Below are 18,331 nucleotides of genomic sequence, written 5' to 3'. Positions count from 1 at the left end.
CATGGCTAAAAAAAAAGAAAGTTATGAAGATAAAATAAAGAAACTAGAAGAAATCTTATCTCAGATGGAAAACAGTGATTTAACACTAGATGAATCAATGACGAAATATGAGGAAGGTATCAAACTATATAAAGAATTGTACAAATTGCTAGGTGATGCAGAAGGAAAAATTAAGATTCTTAATGATGAAAAAGAAGTAGATTTTATAGAAGAATAGATTATTTTATTTTAAGAGGAGTAAAAATGAACTTAAATCTTTATAAAAGTAAAGTTGAACAATGGTTAGAACAGTACTTTATTAGTAAACCAAAAGAAAACCAGAGATTTTTTGAACCTATGAAATATAGTTTGAGAGTAGGTGGAAAAAGAATAAGGCCTATTCTTATGATTTGCACTTATAATATGTATGGTAATAGTGAAGATTTGGTGCTTCCTTTTGCAGCAGCAATGGAAATGATACATACATATTCTCTTATTCACGATGATTTACCTTGTATGGATGATGATGATTTAAGAAGAGGTAAACCCACTAATCACAAGGTTTATGGAGAAGCTATTGCTACTTTAGCTGGGGATGGATTATTGAACGAAGCAATGATTATTATGTTTAATCAATGTATTGGTGGTGACATAGTTAAGATAAATGCTAGTAATGTTATTGCAAATTCTGCAGGGGCAGAAGGTATGATTAAAGGGCAATTTATAGATATTGAAAGTGAAGGGGAAAAAATTGATGAAAAAACCCTTTTAAATATGCATGAAAATAAGACAGGACAATTAATCAAAGCATCAATTTTGGCAGGTGCAATTCTTGGCAATGCAAATGAAAAGGAGATTGAGATTCTAAAGGAATTTGGTGAAAAATTAGGATTAGCTTTTCAAATAAAGGATGACATCTTGGATATAGAAGGAAATGCTGAGCTTTTAGGAAAAACTCAAAGTGATAAAGATAATGAAAAAACTACATTTATTACAATGTATGGCTTAGAAGAATGTAAGGAGATTTGCGGGGATTTAACAACTCAGTGTTATGAACTGCTTAATAAGCTAACAAAAGATACTGAAGAGTTAAAAAGTATCACTAAATTTTTGCTTGAAAGAGAATATTAGTAGTATATTTTAATTAGTTGAAGGTATTTTATGTTTGAAGTTTTACACTTTAATTGTAATAGTAAAAATAATATATTTTATAAAAAGAGGATAGAAACAATGGCAAATAATTTAGAGAACTACAAGGATTTTAGTCAGATTAAAAGTATGAATATAACAGAACTAAATACATTTGCAGAAGAAATTAGAGAGTTTTTGATAGATAAGGTTTCTAAAACTGGAGGACATCTTGCGTCTAATTTGGGTGTAGTTGAACTTACTATAAGTTTGTATAATGTATTTAACTTTGATAGCGATAAGCTTATATGGGATGTAGGTCATCAATCCTATATACATAAAATCCTTACAGGGCGAAAAGATAAATTTGACACTTTAAGAAATTTTGGTGGTCTTAGTGGATTTCCTAAAAAGGAAGAAAGTAAATATGATATGTTCAACACTGGACATAGTAGTACCTCAATATCTGCAGCAGTAGGTATGGCACGAGCTAGAGATCTTCAAGGACAAAATTATAATGTTGTAGCTGTAATTGGGGATGGTGCTCTAACTGGAGGAATGGCCTTTGAAGCGCTAAATGATGTAGGGTACAATAAGACAAAAATGATTGTAGTTTTAAATGATAATCAAATGTCCATTTCAAAAAATGTAGGTGGACTTTCAACATATTTAAGTGAAATAAGAATGGGCACCATGTATAATAGATTTAAAAATGATTTTACAGCAACTTTAGAAAAGATTCCTGGGGTAGGTAAAGGCATGGTAACTTCCATGAATAAAATCAAAGATTCCGTAAAACAATTAATAGTTCCAGGGATGCTTTTTGAGGATATGGGAATTAAGTATTATGGGCCTATTGATGGACATAATATTAAGGAACTAAGTAAGGTATTTAAGAAAGCAGAAAAAGTCGAAGGACCAGTATTAATTCACGTAATAACTACAAAAGGAAAAGGTTATAAATTTGCAGAAAAGTTTCCACATAAATTTCATGGGGTGGGTCCCTTTGATTGTGATAGTGGAGAAGTAAGTGGTAGTGGTAATAAATCTTATTCTTCCGTATTCGGTGATACCATGATGGATTTGGCACAAAGAAACAAGGATATCGTAGCTATTACAGCAGCAATGCCAGAAGGTACAGGATTAGACGGATTTGCAAAAAAATATCCAAACAGATTTTTTGATGTAGGAATTGCAGAGCAGCATGCAGTAACAATGGCTGCAGGAATGGCTGCACAGGGATTAAAGCCGATATTTGCAGTTTATTCTACCTTTTTACAAAGAGCATATGACCAAATATTACATGATGTAGCTTTACAAAAGCTACCAGTGATTTTTGCTATTGATAGGGCTGGAGTAGTAGGGCAAGATGGTGAAACACATCAAGGGGTTTTTGATATTTCTTATTTAAGTCATATGCCAAATATGACTATAATGAGTCCTAAGTGTACAGAGGAACTTAAAAATATGCTTTCATTTGCTGCTAATCAAAATTATCCCATTGCCATAAGATATCCTAGAGGTGGAGACGGTTGCAATGTTCACCTATCTCCTATAAATAATTTTAAAAAAGGCAAATGGGAAATAATTGGGGAAAAACAAGGGAAAATTGTTTTGATTGCTACAGGCAAGATGGTTCAAAATGCGGTAGTGGTAAAAGAAAAATTATCTAAAATAGGAATTAATTGCACCATTGTTAATGCTTGTTTTATTAAGCCAATTGATAAAGTTTTAATAAGAGAGTTTATCCAGGAAGGGTACAGTTTTGTAACTATAGAAGATAATGTAATTACAGGAGGACTAGGATCCTTAGTACTGCAATTTATACATAATGAGTGCTCAAAGATTAAAGTCATAAACCTTGGTTTTAAAGATGAATTCATCACCCATGGAAATGTAGATATATTATACAAACTATACAACTTGGATGTAGATGGGATATACAATAGCATTTTAAATATGTTATAAACAAGGAGACAGTATGATAGAAGATATAATTAGATTGGATATGCTTGTTTTTAATAAAAATATAGCTACTTCAAGAGAAAAAGCCAGAGAATACATTATAAGTGGCAAAATACTTGTTAATGGAAGTGTGGAAAGAAAGTGTGGTAGAAAAGTTAAAAAAGATGCCACGATTGAAATGATAGGTGATGCAATTCCATACGTAAGTAGAGGTGGGCTTAAACTTGAAAAGGCCATAAAAAGCTTTAAGATTGATTTAAAAAATAACACATGTATAGATATAGGTGCTTCCACAGGTGGTTTTACTCAGTGTATGTTAGAATTTGGTGCAAGTAAGGTTTATGCCATAGATGTAGGGAGTAACCAATTGGCCACAGTTTTGTTAAATGATGATAGAGTCATATCCATGGAGAATACAAATATCAGAACTCTCAAATACGAACAAATTGGAGAAAAGTGTGATTTTGCATCTATAGATGTTTCTTTTATATCTCTTGATAAGGTAGTTCCAAATGTTTTGAATTTAATTAAGGATCAGGGACAGGTAGTGGCATTAATAAAACCTCAGTTTGAAGTAGGTAGGGGTAAGGTTAGTAAAAAGGGAGTCGTTAAAGATCCTAGTTTACATATTGAAGTTATATATAAGTTTGTTACGTTTTTAAAAGAAAACAATATAAAAATAATGGGTTTAGATTTCTCAAGTATAAAAGGTCCTAATGGAAATATAGAGTACTTAATATATTTTACAAAAGATTCAAAGATTATTGAAAGTTTTAATACTAGTTACATCTCTGATGTAGTATACAAATCTCATAAAGAACTGAATTCGGAGGAAGTATGAGAAAAATAGGCATAAACATTAATTCAACAAAAGATGATGATGGAAAAGTTTTAAAAGGTGTTTGTAATAATGTAAATAAGCATTTTCCAGATAGTGAGCTTATTACTTATAAGGACTCGGTGAAACTGAATGAAGAATCTAGCAAAGATTTGGACATAGTTATTGCTCTTGGTGGAGATGGCACTATACTAGGAGTAGCGAGAGCCCTGGAAAAATATAATGTGCCTATACTTGGAGTTAACATTGGCAATCTTGGGTTTTTAGCTAGTTCGGAAATGAACCACTTGGAAGCAGCCCTAGAAGAACTTAAGCTTGGAAAGTATGTTCTTGAGCAGAGGATAATGATACAATGTACCTTACCAAGAAGAGATGACAAAACCTATTATGTTGCGTTAAATGATATTGTTATAAGTAAGGGTCCTTTATCTAGAGTTGTAAATTTTGATATATATATTGATGATAAACTTTATTCACAATATAGGGCAGATGGATTAATAGTGGCTACTCCAACAGGTTCTACGGCGTATTCTCTTTCAGCAGGAGGACCTATTATATATCCAACTTTGGATATAATATCTTTAACTCCAATTTGCCCAATTACTTTCGGAATAAAGACAATAGTTTTAGATTCTAAGAATAAGGTTAGTATAAGGATAAAGCCAAATCAAGAAAGTGTTTATTTAACTACAGACGGACAAATGGTTCTTGAATTAAATAGTGATGAGGAAGTTTTAATTCAAGTACTTCCAAGAAAATGTAGCTTTGTTAAGTTTGATGACTATAATTATTTTAAGGTTCTTAGAAAGAAGATACTGTCAAGATCTAAAGATTGCGAAGGGGAGAAGTTTTAATTTATGAAAGAGCAACGTCAAGAAAAGATTTTAGAGATTATTAAAAACATGGAAATTGAAACTCAAGAAGAACTAGCAGATGAATTAAGAAATAAGGGTATTCATATAACTCAAGCCACAGTATCAAGAGATATTAAAGAGTTAAATTTAATAAAAATATTATCACATAATGGCAAATATAAATATGCACAGGTATCTCAAAATAAGAATACAAACATAAGTGCACTGGCTAGTATTTTTTCAAATACTGCTATTTCTATTGAAAGAGTTGATAAAATTTTGGTAGTGAAAACCATTTCAGCTTCAGCATCACTTGCAGCGGAAGCTATTGATTCCTTTAATTTGGATGGCGTGGTTGGAACTTTAGCAGGGGATAACACTATTTTTATAGCTGTTAGAACGGATGAGAAAGCAGAAGAACTGCTTCAAGAAATAAAAAAAATGATTAATGAATAGGATGGTAGTTAATGCTTTTGCAGTTAAATATTAAAAATTTTGCGCTTATCGAGAATTTATCTATTGATTTTCAACAAGGATTTAATGTGCTCTCAGGTGAAACTGGAGCAGGTAAATCAATTTTAATCGATGCAATTAATTTTGTTCTTGGAGGGAAATTTAATAAAAACCTCATAAGAATAGGAGAAGATAAAACTGTTGTTGAGGCAGTGTTTTCTATAAAAAATGATAGGACTAAAAACGTACTAAATGAGCTCGAAATAACTTATGATGATTTAGTCATTCTCAGTAGAGAAAGCTTTCAATCAGGAAAAACAGTGGCAAAGGTAAATGGTAAGACATTACTTTTATCAAAGATAAAGTGTATTAGCGAAACTCTCTTAGATATTCATGGGCAACATGAGAATCAAAATTTATTGGACAATAATAATCATATAATTTATGTAGATTCTTTTGGGGAAGTTAAATTAAAAGATGTGATGAAAGAGTATAAAGAGCATTATGAACAACTTTCCTTAATTCAAAATAAGATTTATGAACTGCAAGGTGAAGGTGGAGCAAGAGAAAAAAATATTGATTATTTAAAGTATCAAATTGATGAAATTAATAATGTTAATCCTAATGTTGGTGAAGATGAAGAGCTGGAAGAGAAGTTTTCAATGCTTTCTAATGCTGAAAAAATTGAAAAAAGCTTAGCCATTTCTTATAAATTATTGAAAGACAGTGATGAGGAAAGAAGTTCCGTAATGGATTCATTAACACATATTATTAGAGAGTTAAGAAGTATAGAAAAGCATAAAGAAAAAATTAAAAATATAGCTGACTCTTTACAAGACGTATATTATCTAATTCAACAAAATACTGATGAAGTTAGAGATATAAAAGACAATATTTATTATGACGAGAATGAATTAGACTATATAAATTCAAGAATATATCAATTATCCAATTGTAAAAAGAAATACGGTGAAACAATTAAAGATGTATTGAAATATAAAGAAGAAATTCAAATAAAACATGATGAATTAATAAATAGCACCGTGATAATAGAAAAACTTCAAAGTGACAGAAAAAATATTATTACTAACATGAAGTTGATTGCTAGTAAGATTCATGAAATCCGATGTGAAATTAGTATCGACCTTGAAGAAAAGGTAAAAAAAGAATTAGATTATGTTGGACTTGACAAAAGTACCTTTAAAATAGATATAAAACAAATTGAAGAATTAATGCAAAATGGAAATGATAAGGTTCAATTTATAATTTCAACTAATCCTGGTCAACCTTTGGAACCATTAGAGGAAATTGTTTCTGGGGGCGAACTTTCAAGAATAATGTTAGCTTTAAAGACTGTTTTTGTTGATAAAGATGAAATTCCTTCAGTTATTTTTGATGAAATTGATACTGGAATTAGTGGTAGAATAGCACAAAGAGTAGCAGAAAAAATGTTTTTAATTTCAAAAAATCATCAAGTTTTTTGCGTAACTCATTTGCCACAAATTGCTACTATGGCTGATATTAACTACCTTATTGAGAAACAATGGACTGAAGATACAACATTTACAAAAGTTAAAAGACTTTCATTTAAAGAAGTTGAATTTGAAATTGCTAGGATGATTGGCGGCAGTGAGGTAACTAAGTTAACTATTGAAAATGCCAAGGAAATGATTGATTTAGCGTCTGAGCTAAAGAAAAATGTATTAAAATAAATTATTTATTATACATAAAATTTTTTAATAACGCTAAGATATAACTATGAACTGAAATATTTATCAGTTCATAGTTTTTTTGCATAATTATATTGTATATAAGTTATTATGGTATTAAACAATATTCTAATGTAATAGATTGATAGGTTATCATTATCTAAGTTAATATTACAAGGATGTATTCCATTGTTCTGCACTGCATAATATAACAGCCTTAATTCAAATGTATATAAAATAATTAATAAAATAATTCTAAATAATGTTAAGAACAAGTTTTTTTGGCTATTATTGAAATATAATAGCAACATAAAAAGTTCAAAATGGGGCAATTTAAAATTAGATATCTTTAATAACAAAATTAATAGCATCTTAGTGTTTTTTCTAGCATAGTCAATCAATAGAAATAACTGATAAAAAAATTAAGTTTTTTATTTAATATAGAATATCAGTGACAAATTGAAGATATTTTTAATTTTAGATTCCATGACATAAAGATTATAGGAGGTATAGCATCATGAGAAAAAGTAAGAATATTTTATACTGGATATTAATACCGATACTACTTTTTATTTTTAGTAATTATGATTTCATAAAGCATACTCCTACAATTACAAAACTAAAAAAAATAAATGAAGTTATAGAACTAAATTCCAAAAGTGATAATAAAGATTCATTAGAAACTTCTCAAGGAAGCTTCACCAGTGGGAATTTAGCTTATACAAAAGCCTCTGATATTATGGTTTACCCCGGAGGCCAACCAGTTGGGATTAAATTGAGTACAAAAGGAGCACTTGTAATTGCACTATCAGATATTGAGACAATGAATAATAAAGTGCAAAGTCCAGCATCACTTTCAGGTATTCAAATTGGTGATAGTGTACTAGAAATAAATGATGTTAATATAAAAAGTTCCGAAGATATTGCAACATTAGTTAACAGATCAAATGGAAAAGATGTAAATGTAACTGTTAGTAGAAAAGGAGAAATTCTTAATTTTAAAGTATCTCCAGTATTAAGTAAAAATGATGATAAGTATAAAATAGGACTTTGGGTTAGAGATTCAACAGCTGGTGTGGGAACATTGACCTTTTATGATCCTAAAACAAAAGGGTTTGCCGCACTAGGTCACCCAATTACTGATGTAGATACAGGTGATATTATGGAAGTTGAAAATGGAGAAGTAATCGCTTCAAATATAGTATCAGTAAGAAAAGGTGTAAAAGGAAATCCGGGAGAATTGAGGGGAATATTTATTAATGAGCAACAATCCTTAGGGATAATAAAAAATAATACTGAATGCGGAATCTTCGGTGTAGGAAATGAAGCATTGATAAATAAAAAGTTTAACAAGCCAATGAAAGTAGCTTTGAAAAATGAAGTTAAAGTTGGTAAAGCGCAAATATTAACCACTGTGGAAGGTAATGAGCCAAAACTTTATGATATAGTTATAGAAAGATTATTGCCTCAAGAAACACCTGGATCAAAAAGTATGATCATTAAGATTATTGATCCTGCATTTGTAGAGATAACAGGTGGAATAGTGCAAGGTATGAGCGGAAGCCCAATAATACAAAATAACAAATTAGTAGGCGCAGTTACCCATGTTTTGATAAATAAACCTGATACAGGTTATGGAATATATATGGACTGGATGTTACAAGATGCTGAAATTTTAAAAAATAACTATTAAATGTTCAGAAAATAATGTAAAATAAGAGATGTTAGATTATATAACTATAATTTAACATCTTTTACTATTTAATATGATATAATTTTTATTTAAAAAATAAAAAATAGAAAAAATAAAAAAGTTATGATTTAAAGAAGGATTTAATTTACTTTTGTCGAAAATATATATGTATGAAAATGGTAATTTCTAGTAGAAGGGGAGTTAGGGTATGGATCAAAATTATATAAATGTGTTGATTGCTGATGATAATAAGGAGTTTTGTAATATTTTAAATGATTACTTACTTAGTCAAAGAGATATTAATGTAGTTGCTATAGCTAAAGATGGTATTGAAGCATTAAAATTAATACAAGAAAAAAATCCTGATTTAGTGGTTTTAGACATAATCATGCCACATTTAGATGGATTAGGGGTATTGGAAAAGTTGAATAGCATGAATATAGACCCAATGCCAAGAATTATTGTATTATCAGCTGTAGGACAAGATAAGATAACTCAAAGAGCAATCACTTTAGGTGCTGATTATTATGTTGTGAAACCATTTGATATGGATGTATTTACAAAAAGAATAAGACAAATGTTTAATAATACAATTAGTGGAGATGAAACTAAAAGATCTATAATGATAAATGATTCATCAGAGATTAAAATTAAATCTAATAACGAGCCAATGGATTTAGAGGCTGAAATTACAAGTATAATACATGAAATTGGTGTACCAGCACACATAAAAGGATATATGTATTTAAGAGAAGCTATAACTTTAGTTGTTAATGATATAGAACTTTTATCAGCGGTGACAAAAGAGTTGTATCCAAGCATTGCGAAAAGATACAATACTACTGCAAGTAGAGTCGAGAGAGCAATAAGACACGCTATAGAAGTAGCTTGGAGCAGAGGTCAGGTAGAAACAATTAACAAGCTATTTGGATACACTATTCACAATGATAAAGGCAAGCCAACAAATTCTGAATTTATTGCAATGGTTGCAGATAAATTAAGATTAAAAAATAAAGTAAGTTAGTAAAGAGATGATAAATAAGGCTATTCAATTTAATGAAATAGAGTATTAAATTTTAAATTTATATTATTTAGAGTACTAAGAAAATATTTAAGGATTAATAATAATTCCGCCTATTTGTTTTTTAGCAGGTAGGAGGAATTTTTTCATTAATAAAAAATCATTAAGATCTTAATTTGCAAATAAAACTTATAGTCATATTCCTACACTGGATATCATAAATATGAACTAATTCATAGATTAAAAACCAAGGGGGAAATATTATGACACTAAAAAAACTTATGGATAATTTTAATAAACATTTTAGAGATAATTTTTGGATATATCTTATAACGATACTTTTCCTTTCTACAGGTGCAATTTTGGGTATTTATAGTGTGAAATACATGAGTGATAGTGATAAAAACAGTTTAATAAATTATATTACATCTTTAAGTAAATCAACTACCTTGGAAAGTATTGATAACAAAGCAATATTCCTAGAAGCAATAAAAAGTAATTTACCCATTATCATTGGTTATTGGTTCTTAGGCTTAACTATAGTAGGAATTCCGGTAATTTTAATTTTAAGCGTTTTTAAAGGGTTTTCCATTGGGTTTACAATTAGTTTTTTTATTCATAGCTTGAAAGATAAGGGTTTAATCTTAGCTGTTTTAGGGGTTTTACCGCAGAATATTATATATATTCCTTGTATAATACTGGCTTCAGTTTTATCCATTCAATTTTCCTTTAGTATGTTAAGAGATAAAGTTAATAAAAATTATAAGGGATGCAACGAAAACAGTATAGTAAATTACACATTATGCTTTATAGTTTTTATTATTGTTATGTTAATAGGATTTTTACTTGAAGCATTTATTACACCAAACCTTATAAGATTTGCACTAAAAACTGTGGGAGTGTAATTCTATGAACGAAGACAGTAAGAGATTCTTGATTTTATATTTTCAGTCTTTACTTATTTTAGTAATTATGGGTATAATATTACCATACTTAATAGATACTTTATTATTTTATATTACTAAAGATTCAACGATATATCACAATAGTATTCTAGTGTCAAAATCAACAAATAAACAATTAAAAATATTGTATAACTTTCTTTATACATTTAAGGTGTTGATAAGATAGAGTTAACAAAATAATATAGATGATACTTAGAGAGTGCCACTATTAGTTATTTGAGTTATTTTTTATAATACTCAAATAATTAATTGATAGGCACATCATTTATTTATTGAAATCTTTTTGATATAGATACTTAAGAAGATAAAAAAATAAAAGGAAATTTCTAATATGAATGTAAAACCTATTACAGGTGCATAGTAATACTAAATAATAAATTATCAATAGTAAGTGAAAGGAAGATATTATGAATAGAAAAATCACATTAATTATTCTTGATAGCGTAGGTATAGGCGAATTGCCTGACGCTAAATTATACGGTGATGAAGGAAGCAATACACTTGGGAATATCGCTCAGAAAGTAAAAGGATTCTCATTACCGAACTTAGAAAACATAGGTCTTGGAAACATTGATAATAGCATTGGTTTTGATAAAAAGGACAATGTTCAAGGAGCCTATGGAAAATGTGCAGAATTGTCTAAGGGCAAAGATACAATTACTGGACATTGGGAAATTGGTGGAGTTATTTTGGAAACACCTTTAAATACTTACCCAAATGGATTTACAAAAGAAATAATTCAAGAATTTGAAAGTAAAATTGGAAGAAAAACCTTAGGAAATGTAGTAGCTTCAGGAACTGCTATTATTGAAGAACTTGGAGAAGAACACATGAAAACAGGGTATCCAATCATATACACTTCAGCAGACAGTGTTTTTCAAATAGCAGCTCATGAAGAAATTATTCCATTAGAAGAGCTTTATAAAATGTGTGAAATTGCAAGAGAAATGCTAGTTGGGGATAAAATGGTAGGTAGGGTAATTGCAAGGCCATTTATTGGAACCAAAAAGGAAGACTTTTCTAGAACATCAAATAGACATGATTATGCATTGGAACCCTTCAATAAAACAATGCTTGAGTATATAAGTGAAGCTGGACAAAAAGTTATGGCAGTAGGAAAAATTAAAGACATATTTACTGGAAAGGGAGTTACAGATTCAGTAACCATTAAAAATAATATGGATGGAGTTGACAAAACTCTTGAATTCATGAGAAATAATGGAACTGGATTAATCTTCACAAACCTTGTAGACTTTGACATGAAGTTTGGTCATAGAAATGATGTTGAAGGATATGCTAATGCGTTAATAGAGTTTGATAAGAGAATGCCAGAAATAATTAATTCTTTAGGTGAAAATGACATACTTATGATTACTGCAGATCATGGTTGTGACCCAACCACTGAAAGCACTGATCACTCAAGGGAATATGTACCTTTATTAGTTTATGGAAAAGGTGTTAAAAATAACGTAAATATAGGAATTCGTAATAGTTTTAGCGATATGGGTAAAACAATTCTAGAACTATTAGAAATAGATAACGACTTAGCAGGAGAAAGTTTTGCTAATTTAATACTAAAGTAGAATAAGAGATTAACTTTTTAGGAGGATAATTATGGATTTAAATATTTTAAATGAAAGTGTTGAATATGTGAAAAGTAAATTGAAATTTCAACCAGAAATTGGTATAATTTTAGGTTCTGGACTAGGGGATATGGCAGATACATTAGATGAAAAAACAGTAATTAAATACTCAGAAGTACCAAATTTACCAGTTTCTACTGTACAAGGTCATGCAGGACAGTTTGTGGTTGGAAAGCTAGGAAATAAGAAAGTTATTATGATGCAAGGAAGATTTCATTATTATGAAGGTCATCCTATGTCCTTACTTGCATTACCAATATACATTATGAAATACATTGGTGTAAAATCACTTATTGTTACCAATGCTTGTGGTGGAGTAAATACAGATTTTGTTCCTGGAGATTTAATGATAATCAAAGATCATATAAACTTTGCAGGAAATAATCCACTTATAGGTAGAAATAATGAAGAGATTGGTCCAAGATTCCCAGATATGTCTACTCCATATGATAAAGAATATGGAATCTTAGCTAGAGAAGTTGGTAAATCCTTAGATGTAGAATTAAAAGAAGGAACTTACATGATGTTTACAGGTCCAACTTATGAAACACCTGCGGAGGTAAGAATGGCTAGAATAGTGGGAGCAGATGCTGTAGGAATGTCAACAGTACCAGAAGTAATCGCTGCAAGACACTGTGGACTAAAGGTTTTAGGAATTTCATGCATTACAAACATGGCTGCGGGTATACTAGATCAACCTTTAAATCATGAAGAAGTGATTGAAACATCAACAAAAGTGAAAAGTAAGTTTATCTCTTTGGTAAATGGAATTGTAGAGAAGATGCAATAATTTAAATAGTTGTGCTGGCAAAATTTATTTTGTTATTATAAATTGCTGGCACAACATATTGTTTATTACACTTATTTTTAAAATTCAGTTAAGGGTGAAAATGAGGAGGATAATAATGGATTTGCTACAACGCATTAGAGATGCAAAAGAATATATTATAGATAAGGATAATTCAAATATTGATATCGCTATAATACTTGGAAGTGGACTTGGTGGCATTGTCAATGATATAGAAAATAAAAAAGTTATTAAGTATTCGGATATTCCTGGATTTCCACAATCTACTGTAAAAGGTCACGCAGGAGAAATGATAATTGGGGATTTATGTGGCAAGAGAGTACTTGCTATGAACGGCAGATTTCATTACTATGAAGGATATGATATGCAAACAGTTACTTTCCCAGTTAGGGTGATTAAGGCACTTGGAATAAATCAAATTATCGTTACTAATGCCGCAGGGGGAATGAATCCTAATTTTGAACCAGGAGATTTAATGATTATTACAGATCATATTAATATGATAGGAGATAATCCGTTGATTGGACAGAACTTTGAAGAGTTAGGACCAAGATTCCCAGATATGTCTTGTGCCTATAGTAAAGACTTAAGAGAAGCAGCTTTAAAAGCTGCAGAAAAATTAAATATAAAAGTACAACAAGGCGTTTACTGTCCAGTTTCAGGACCAACTTACGAGACACCAGCAGAATTAAAAATGCTAAGACTTATCGGTGGAGATGCTGTTGGAATGTCAACAGTACCTGAAGTAATAGTTGCTAATCATATGTCGATGAAAATTTTAGGCATTTCTTGCATAACTGATATGGCAATTGCAGATAGTTTAGAACCACTTGACCATTTAAGAGTTGTTGAAACAGCTAATAAAGCTATGACTAAGTTTATATCACTTGTGAAAGAAATAATAAGTAATTTGTAATATAACTTGATTTTGTGTTTAGATAGGAGGTGGGTGTTTTTAGTTCTACTAAAAACAATACTTATGAGAATGTATGATTTAATCATTAAAAAGAGAAATGGAAATGAATTAACAACAGAAGAAATAAATTATTTTGTTGATAAATACTCCAATGGGGAAATACCTGATTATCAAGTATCTGCATTATTAATGGCGATTTTCTTCCAAAAAATGAATGGAAGAGAAACTGCTGATTTAACTATGGCTATGGTTAATTCAGGGGATACTTTAGATTTAAGTGAAATAAATGGTGTAAAGGTAGATAAGCATAGTACTGGAGGCGTTGGAGATACTACTACCTTAGTATTAGGACCAATGGTTGCAGCACTGGGAGTACCTGTTGCAAAAATGTCAGGAAGAGGGCTTGGTCATACAGGTGGAACTATAGATAAATTGGAATCCTTTAAAGGATTTTCAGTAGAAATACCAAGAAAGCAATTTATCGATAATGTTAACCATATTAAAATTGCAGTTGGTGGCCAGACAGGAGAGTTGGCTCCAGCAGATAAGAAGCTTTATGCATTAAGAGATGTTACTGCTACAGTTGATAATGTATCCTTAATAGCATCGAGTATTATGAGCAAAAAAATCGCATCTGGTGCAGATTGTATTGTGCTTGATGTTAAGGTTGGTGAAGGGGCCTTCATGAAAACCCCTGAAGCGGCACATGAACTTGCATCTGAGATGGTTAGTATTGGTACCAATGTTGGACGTAGAACTGTAGCCATAATTTCTGATATGGACCAACCTCTCGGTCTTGCCATAGGAAATGCTTTGGAAGTTGAAGAGGCAATAAATGCTTTAAAAGGAAATGGTCCAGAAGATTTACTAGAGCTTTGCTTAACTTTAGGTAGTTATATGGTTACTATGGCTGGAGTGGCTGATAATGTAGAAATAGCTAGGGAAATGCTCCAAAACACAATTAGCTCAGGAGCTGCAATAAGCAAATTAAAGGAATTTGTTATAGCACAACAGGGTGATGCTAGTTGCATAGATGATACGAACTTGCTGCCAAAAGCAAAATATGTTATTCCTGTAATTTCAGATGAAGAAGGATATGTAGAAAAAATTCATGCTGAAAGTATAGGATTAATTGCAATGGAACTTGGGGCAGGAAGAGCTACTAAGGAAAGCATAATAGATCTAGCGGTAGGAATTGTTTTAAATAAAAAAAGAGGAGATAAAGTCTCAAAAGGTGATATATTAGCATATATACATAGTAATGACGAAAGCAATATAGAAAAAGCAAAACAAGATGTTTTAAACAACTATGTAATTTCTTTGGACTTTGTTAATAACATTCCACTAATACACAATATAGTAGAATAAAAGTTTGGGTCAGATTTCTTATCTGACCTTTTAATTTTTTTTTGGATAAATTTTGAGATTGTTGGTAAAAATAGCTCTATAAAAAAGTTTTATGGAGGTAAGTTATGAGAAAAAATAGTGCAATATTTAGTTTATTATTATCAATAGTATTTTCATTGCAATTCTTTGTGTTGCCAGTAAAGGCATTAGCTCCCGAAGATAACAAGAAAAATGGGGCACAAGGGACTATTGGCTTTGAACCACAAGCAAGATCTGTTTTGTTGATTGAGCCAACCACTGGAAAAGTTCTATATGAAAAGAATTCAAAAGAAAAATTTGCTCCAGCATCTGTAACAAAAATAATGACTATGCTTCTTGCTATGGAAGCCTTAGATAGTGGAAAAATTAAGCTTAGTGATAAAATCGTATGTAGTGAAAAAGTTAAGTCAATGGGTGGAAGCAGTATGATTCTTGATACTGGTGAGGTAAGAACCGTTGAAGAAATACTTAAAGGTATTGCTATAGCGTCTGGTAATGATGCTGCAGTTGCCATGGGTGAGTTTTTAGAGGGTAGTGAAGAAGCTTTTGTTGTTAAAATGAATGAGAAAGCTAAAGCTTTAGGAATGATGGATACTTCATTTAAAAATTGCACTGGATTAAGTGCTGATGGGCACTTATCTACCGCCAATGATATTGCTATAATGTCAATGGAACTTTTAAAACACCCAACTATACTCAAATATTCATCTATTTATATGGAAACTATAAGCGAAGGAAGACAAAGTCCTATAGAGCTTGTTAATCATAATAAATTAGTAAGATTTTATAAGGGCTGTGACGGTTTAAAAACTGGATTTACCCAGGAAGCAATGTACTGTATATCTGCTACATCACTCAGAAATGATGTAAGAATGTTAGCAGTAATTATGGGAGCACCAAGCTATAAACAAAGAAATGCTGATGCTAGTAAACTTATGGATTACGGGTTTGCTAAATTTGAAAGTAAGAAATTAGTAGGAAAAGATGAAGAAGTTCAGAAAGTCCCTCTTAATAAAAGTGGAGATAAATTCTATATAGCTAAAGCAAAAGATGATATCAGAATTACAATTGAAAAGGGTACTGAAGAACAAATAAATAAAAAAGTGACCATAGATCCAAACTTAAAGAGTATTAAAGAAGGAGATATAGTTGGAATATGCGAACTATATATTGGGGATACACTTGTTAATAAAACAGAACTTTATAGTGATAGAGAAGTAAAACAATCTCAATTTTTGAATAACCTAAAAAATATATTTATAGAAATCTTCGATCATGCAATATAGTAATTTAAAGAAAAAAGCCTATTTAATAGGCTTTTTTCTATGTCTAGATAATTTCAGATTAGATAATCATATAAATTAGTCAGTGGTATGCTAGTTTTATCAGGTAATAAAGGAGTTTTGCATATCCATAGCTTGAATCGTATTCAACTTGCTTTTGTTCAATGCAAATGTCTACCACATCTTTGACTTGTTATTTCATTTCAGATGCCTTAAAATAAGTTATGATAATTATTAAGATAAATAAATTCCTTTCATAATTAAAGTTAGTTGTTGATTTTTATTCATAACAATTGATGGACTTTTCAAATTCATATAACAAGGAGCAAATTATGTCACTTAGTATTAAGATAACCAACTTTGAAGGACCTTTTGATTTATTATTGCATTTAATTAAAAAAAATGAAATGGATATATATAATATAAGAATCTTGGAAATAACTAACCAATATCTAGATTTTCTTAAGCAAATGAAGAACATGGATTTAGATATAACTTCTGAATTTATTGTTATTGCTGCTACTTTAATTGAAATTAAGTCCAAGCTTCTTTTACCCAAACCTAAAACGGAAGATGATGAGGATGAAAAAGATATAGCACAAGAACTATTAGATAAACTTTTATTATATAAAAGATTTAAATTAGCTGCAGAATTCTTACTTGAAAGAGAAAAAGAAGTAGGAATAATGTTTACTAAAAAGCCTGAGATCATTGAAGAAAAGCAGAGTAACAAGGATACTACAGTAGATATACTAAAGGATATTACAATGCTTGATTTATATAATATATATAACGATTTAATAAACAATTATATGAGTAAAATAAATACTGAGACTAATATTGAAGATAAAATAAAAATGGAAACCTATAAAATAGAAGATAAAATGGTAGAAATTAAATCTTTAATAAAAGTTACCTCTAAAGTTCATTTTACTTCTATGTTAAAAAATTATAGTAGTAAAACAGAGATTATTGTAACTTTTCTAGCATTACTTGAACTCATAAAGTTAAGGGATATAAAGGTTATTCAGGAAGGGAATTTTAAGGACATTTATATAGAAAGGATAGAACAAGATGAATAGTGTCACTCTAGAACAATTAGAACTTGATGAAATTTCGATAAGAAAAACTTATTATTCTATAATAGAATCTTTATTGTTTGCAACAGGAGATCCATTATACATTAATACAATTGCATCGATAATTGAATGTACAGTTAATTTTACTGAACAGCTTTTAGATGAAATGATTAAAATTTATGATGAAGATAGAAGCAGGGGACTTAGAATAGTAAATATTAATAGTGAATATCAAATGGTCACAAAGCCTAAAAATAGTGATCAGATACAAAAGTTACTTAAAACAAATATTAGACAATCATTATCAAGGGCATCATTAGAAACCCTGGCGATTATTGCTTATAAACAACCTATCACAAGAATTGAAATAGAAGAGATAAGAGGTGTTAAAAGTGATAGAGCCATAACTACCTTAATTGAAAAAAGTTTAATTAAGGAAAGTGGGAAAAAGGATGTAGTGGGAAGGCCGAATCTGTATGGTACTACAGAAGAATTTTTAAAACATTTTAATTTTAATAATATAGAACAATTGCCTTCTTTGGATAACTTTATTAAGGATATTGAATTAGAAGATGAAATTAATTTAATATAAAAAAGATTGCCATGATAGG

Annotated in this window: 17 protein-coding genes; all 17 read left to right on the top strand. The window is 30.0% G+C overall.

The genetic code is table 11. The features are described from left to right. Position 1 precedes the first annotated feature (1 nt). The 17 genes from RR409_RS06165 to scpB all read left to right on the top strand — a co-directional run bounded on the left by RR409_RS06165 (position 2) and on the right by scpB (position 18,312). Entirely contained in the window at positions 2 to 217 is a 216-nt protein-coding gene (locus RR409_RS06165; RefSeq protein WP_332556855.1) for an exodeoxyribonuclease VII small subunit, read from the top strand. 26 nt (positions 218 to 243) lie between these two features. Then, positions 244 to 1,110 (top strand): farnesyl diphosphate synthase, encoded by an 867-nt coding sequence (locus RR409_RS06160; RefSeq protein WP_332556854.1) that lies wholly within the window; start codon positions 244 to 246, stop codon positions 1,108 to 1,110. A gap of 99 nt (positions 1,111 to 1,209) precedes the next feature. Next, positions 1,210 to 3,075: a 1-deoxy-D-xylulose-5-phosphate synthase gene (gene dxs, locus RR409_RS06155; protein ID WP_332556853.1), complete on the top strand. Its 1,866-nt coding sequence runs from the start codon at positions 1,210 to 1,212 to the stop codon at positions 3,073 to 3,075. Positions 3,076 to 3,088: 13 nt separating this feature from the next. Next, on the top strand, positions 3,089 to 3,913 hold the full coding sequence (locus RR409_RS06150) for a TlyA family RNA methyltransferase (RefSeq protein WP_332556852.1): 825 nt from the start codon (positions 3,089 to 3,091) through the stop codon (positions 3,911 to 3,913). Beyond that, entirely contained in the window at positions 3,910 to 4,764 is an 855-nt protein-coding gene (locus tag RR409_RS06145) for an NAD(+)/NADH kinase (protein WP_332556851.1), read from the top strand. Before RR409_RS06150 ends, RR409_RS06145 begins: the two co-directional genes overlap by 4 nt. A 3-nt stretch (positions 4,765 to 4,767) precedes the next feature. Then, a complete protein-coding gene (locus tag RR409_RS06140; protein ID WP_332556850.1) occupies positions 4,768 to 5,220 on the top strand; it encodes an arginine repressor in 453 nt (150 codons plus the stop codon). A gap of 11 nt (positions 5,221 to 5,231) precedes the next feature. Continuing rightward, complete coding sequence (gene recN, locus RR409_RS06135) at positions 5,232 to 6,929, top strand: DNA repair protein RecN (protein ID WP_332556849.1); 1,698 nt, start codon at positions 5,232 to 5,234, stop codon at positions 6,927 to 6,929. Between the two features lie 511 nt (positions 6,930 to 7,440). Beyond that, complete coding sequence (gene spoIVB, locus RR409_RS06130; RefSeq protein ID WP_332556967.1) at positions 7,441 to 8,619, top strand: SpoIVB peptidase; 1,179 nt, start codon at positions 7,441 to 7,443, stop codon at positions 8,617 to 8,619. Positions 8,620 to 8,827: 208 nt separating this feature from the next. After that, positions 8,828 to 9,643, top strand: a complete 816-nt coding sequence (gene spo0A / locus RR409_RS06125; protein WP_332556848.1) for a sporulation transcription factor Spo0A — start codon at positions 8,828 to 8,830, stop codon at positions 9,641 to 9,643. Between the two features lie 260 nt (positions 9,644 to 9,903). Beyond that, positions 9,904 to 10,545, top strand: coding sequence for a stage II sporulation protein M (gene spoIIM, locus RR409_RS06120; protein ID WP_332556847.1), 642 nt, complete (start codon positions 9,904 to 9,906; stop codon positions 10,543 to 10,545). Between the two features lie 467 nt (positions 10,546 to 11,012). Continuing rightward, positions 11,013 to 12,188, top strand: a complete 1,176-nt coding sequence (locus tag RR409_RS06115) for a phosphopentomutase (protein WP_332556846.1) — start codon at positions 11,013 to 11,015, stop codon at positions 12,186 to 12,188. Between the two features lie 31 nt (positions 12,189 to 12,219). After that, on the top strand, positions 12,220 to 13,038 hold the full coding sequence (locus RR409_RS06110; protein WP_332556845.1) for a purine-nucleoside phosphorylase: 819 nt from the start codon (positions 12,220 to 12,222) through the stop codon (positions 13,036 to 13,038). 115 nt (positions 13,039 to 13,153) lie between these two features. Further along, positions 13,154 to 13,972, top strand: coding sequence for a purine-nucleoside phosphorylase (locus tag RR409_RS06105; RefSeq protein ID WP_332556844.1), 819 nt, complete (start codon positions 13,154 to 13,156; stop codon positions 13,970 to 13,972). A gap of 63 nt (positions 13,973 to 14,035) precedes the next feature. Then, on the top strand, positions 14,036 to 15,340 hold the full coding sequence (locus tag RR409_RS06100) for a pyrimidine-nucleoside phosphorylase (RefSeq protein WP_332556966.1): 1,305 nt from the start codon (positions 14,036 to 14,038) through the stop codon (positions 15,338 to 15,340). A gap of 104 nt (positions 15,341 to 15,444) precedes the next feature. Then, on the top strand, positions 15,445 to 16,644 hold the full coding sequence (locus RR409_RS06095) for a D-alanyl-D-alanine carboxypeptidase family protein (protein ID WP_332556843.1): 1,200 nt from the start codon (positions 15,445 to 15,447) through the stop codon (positions 16,642 to 16,644). Between the two features lie 329 nt (positions 16,645 to 16,973). Beyond that, the gene (locus tag RR409_RS06090; RefSeq protein WP_332556842.1) at positions 16,974 to 17,723 is read left to right on the top strand and encodes a segregation/condensation protein A; all 750 of its coding nucleotides are present in this window, start codon (positions 16,974 to 16,976) and stop codon (positions 17,721 to 17,723) included. Then, positions 17,716 to 18,312, top strand: a complete 597-nt coding sequence (scpB, locus tag RR409_RS06085; RefSeq protein WP_332556841.1) for an SMC-Scp complex subunit ScpB — start codon at positions 17,716 to 17,718, stop codon at positions 18,310 to 18,312. The genes RR409_RS06090 and scpB overlap by 8 nt, the downstream gene beginning before the upstream one ends. Positions 18,313 to 18,331 lie beyond the last annotated feature (19 nt).

Origin of the sequence: Clostridium sp., assembly GCF_036642255.1 — a bacterium.
In the GTDB taxonomy this organism is placed as follows: Bacteria; Bacillota; Clostridia; order Clostridiales; family Clostridiaceae; genus Clostridium_J.
The sequence above is the reverse complement of the archived record's forward strand: the minus strand, read 5'-3'. Positions and strand labels throughout refer to the sequence as shown.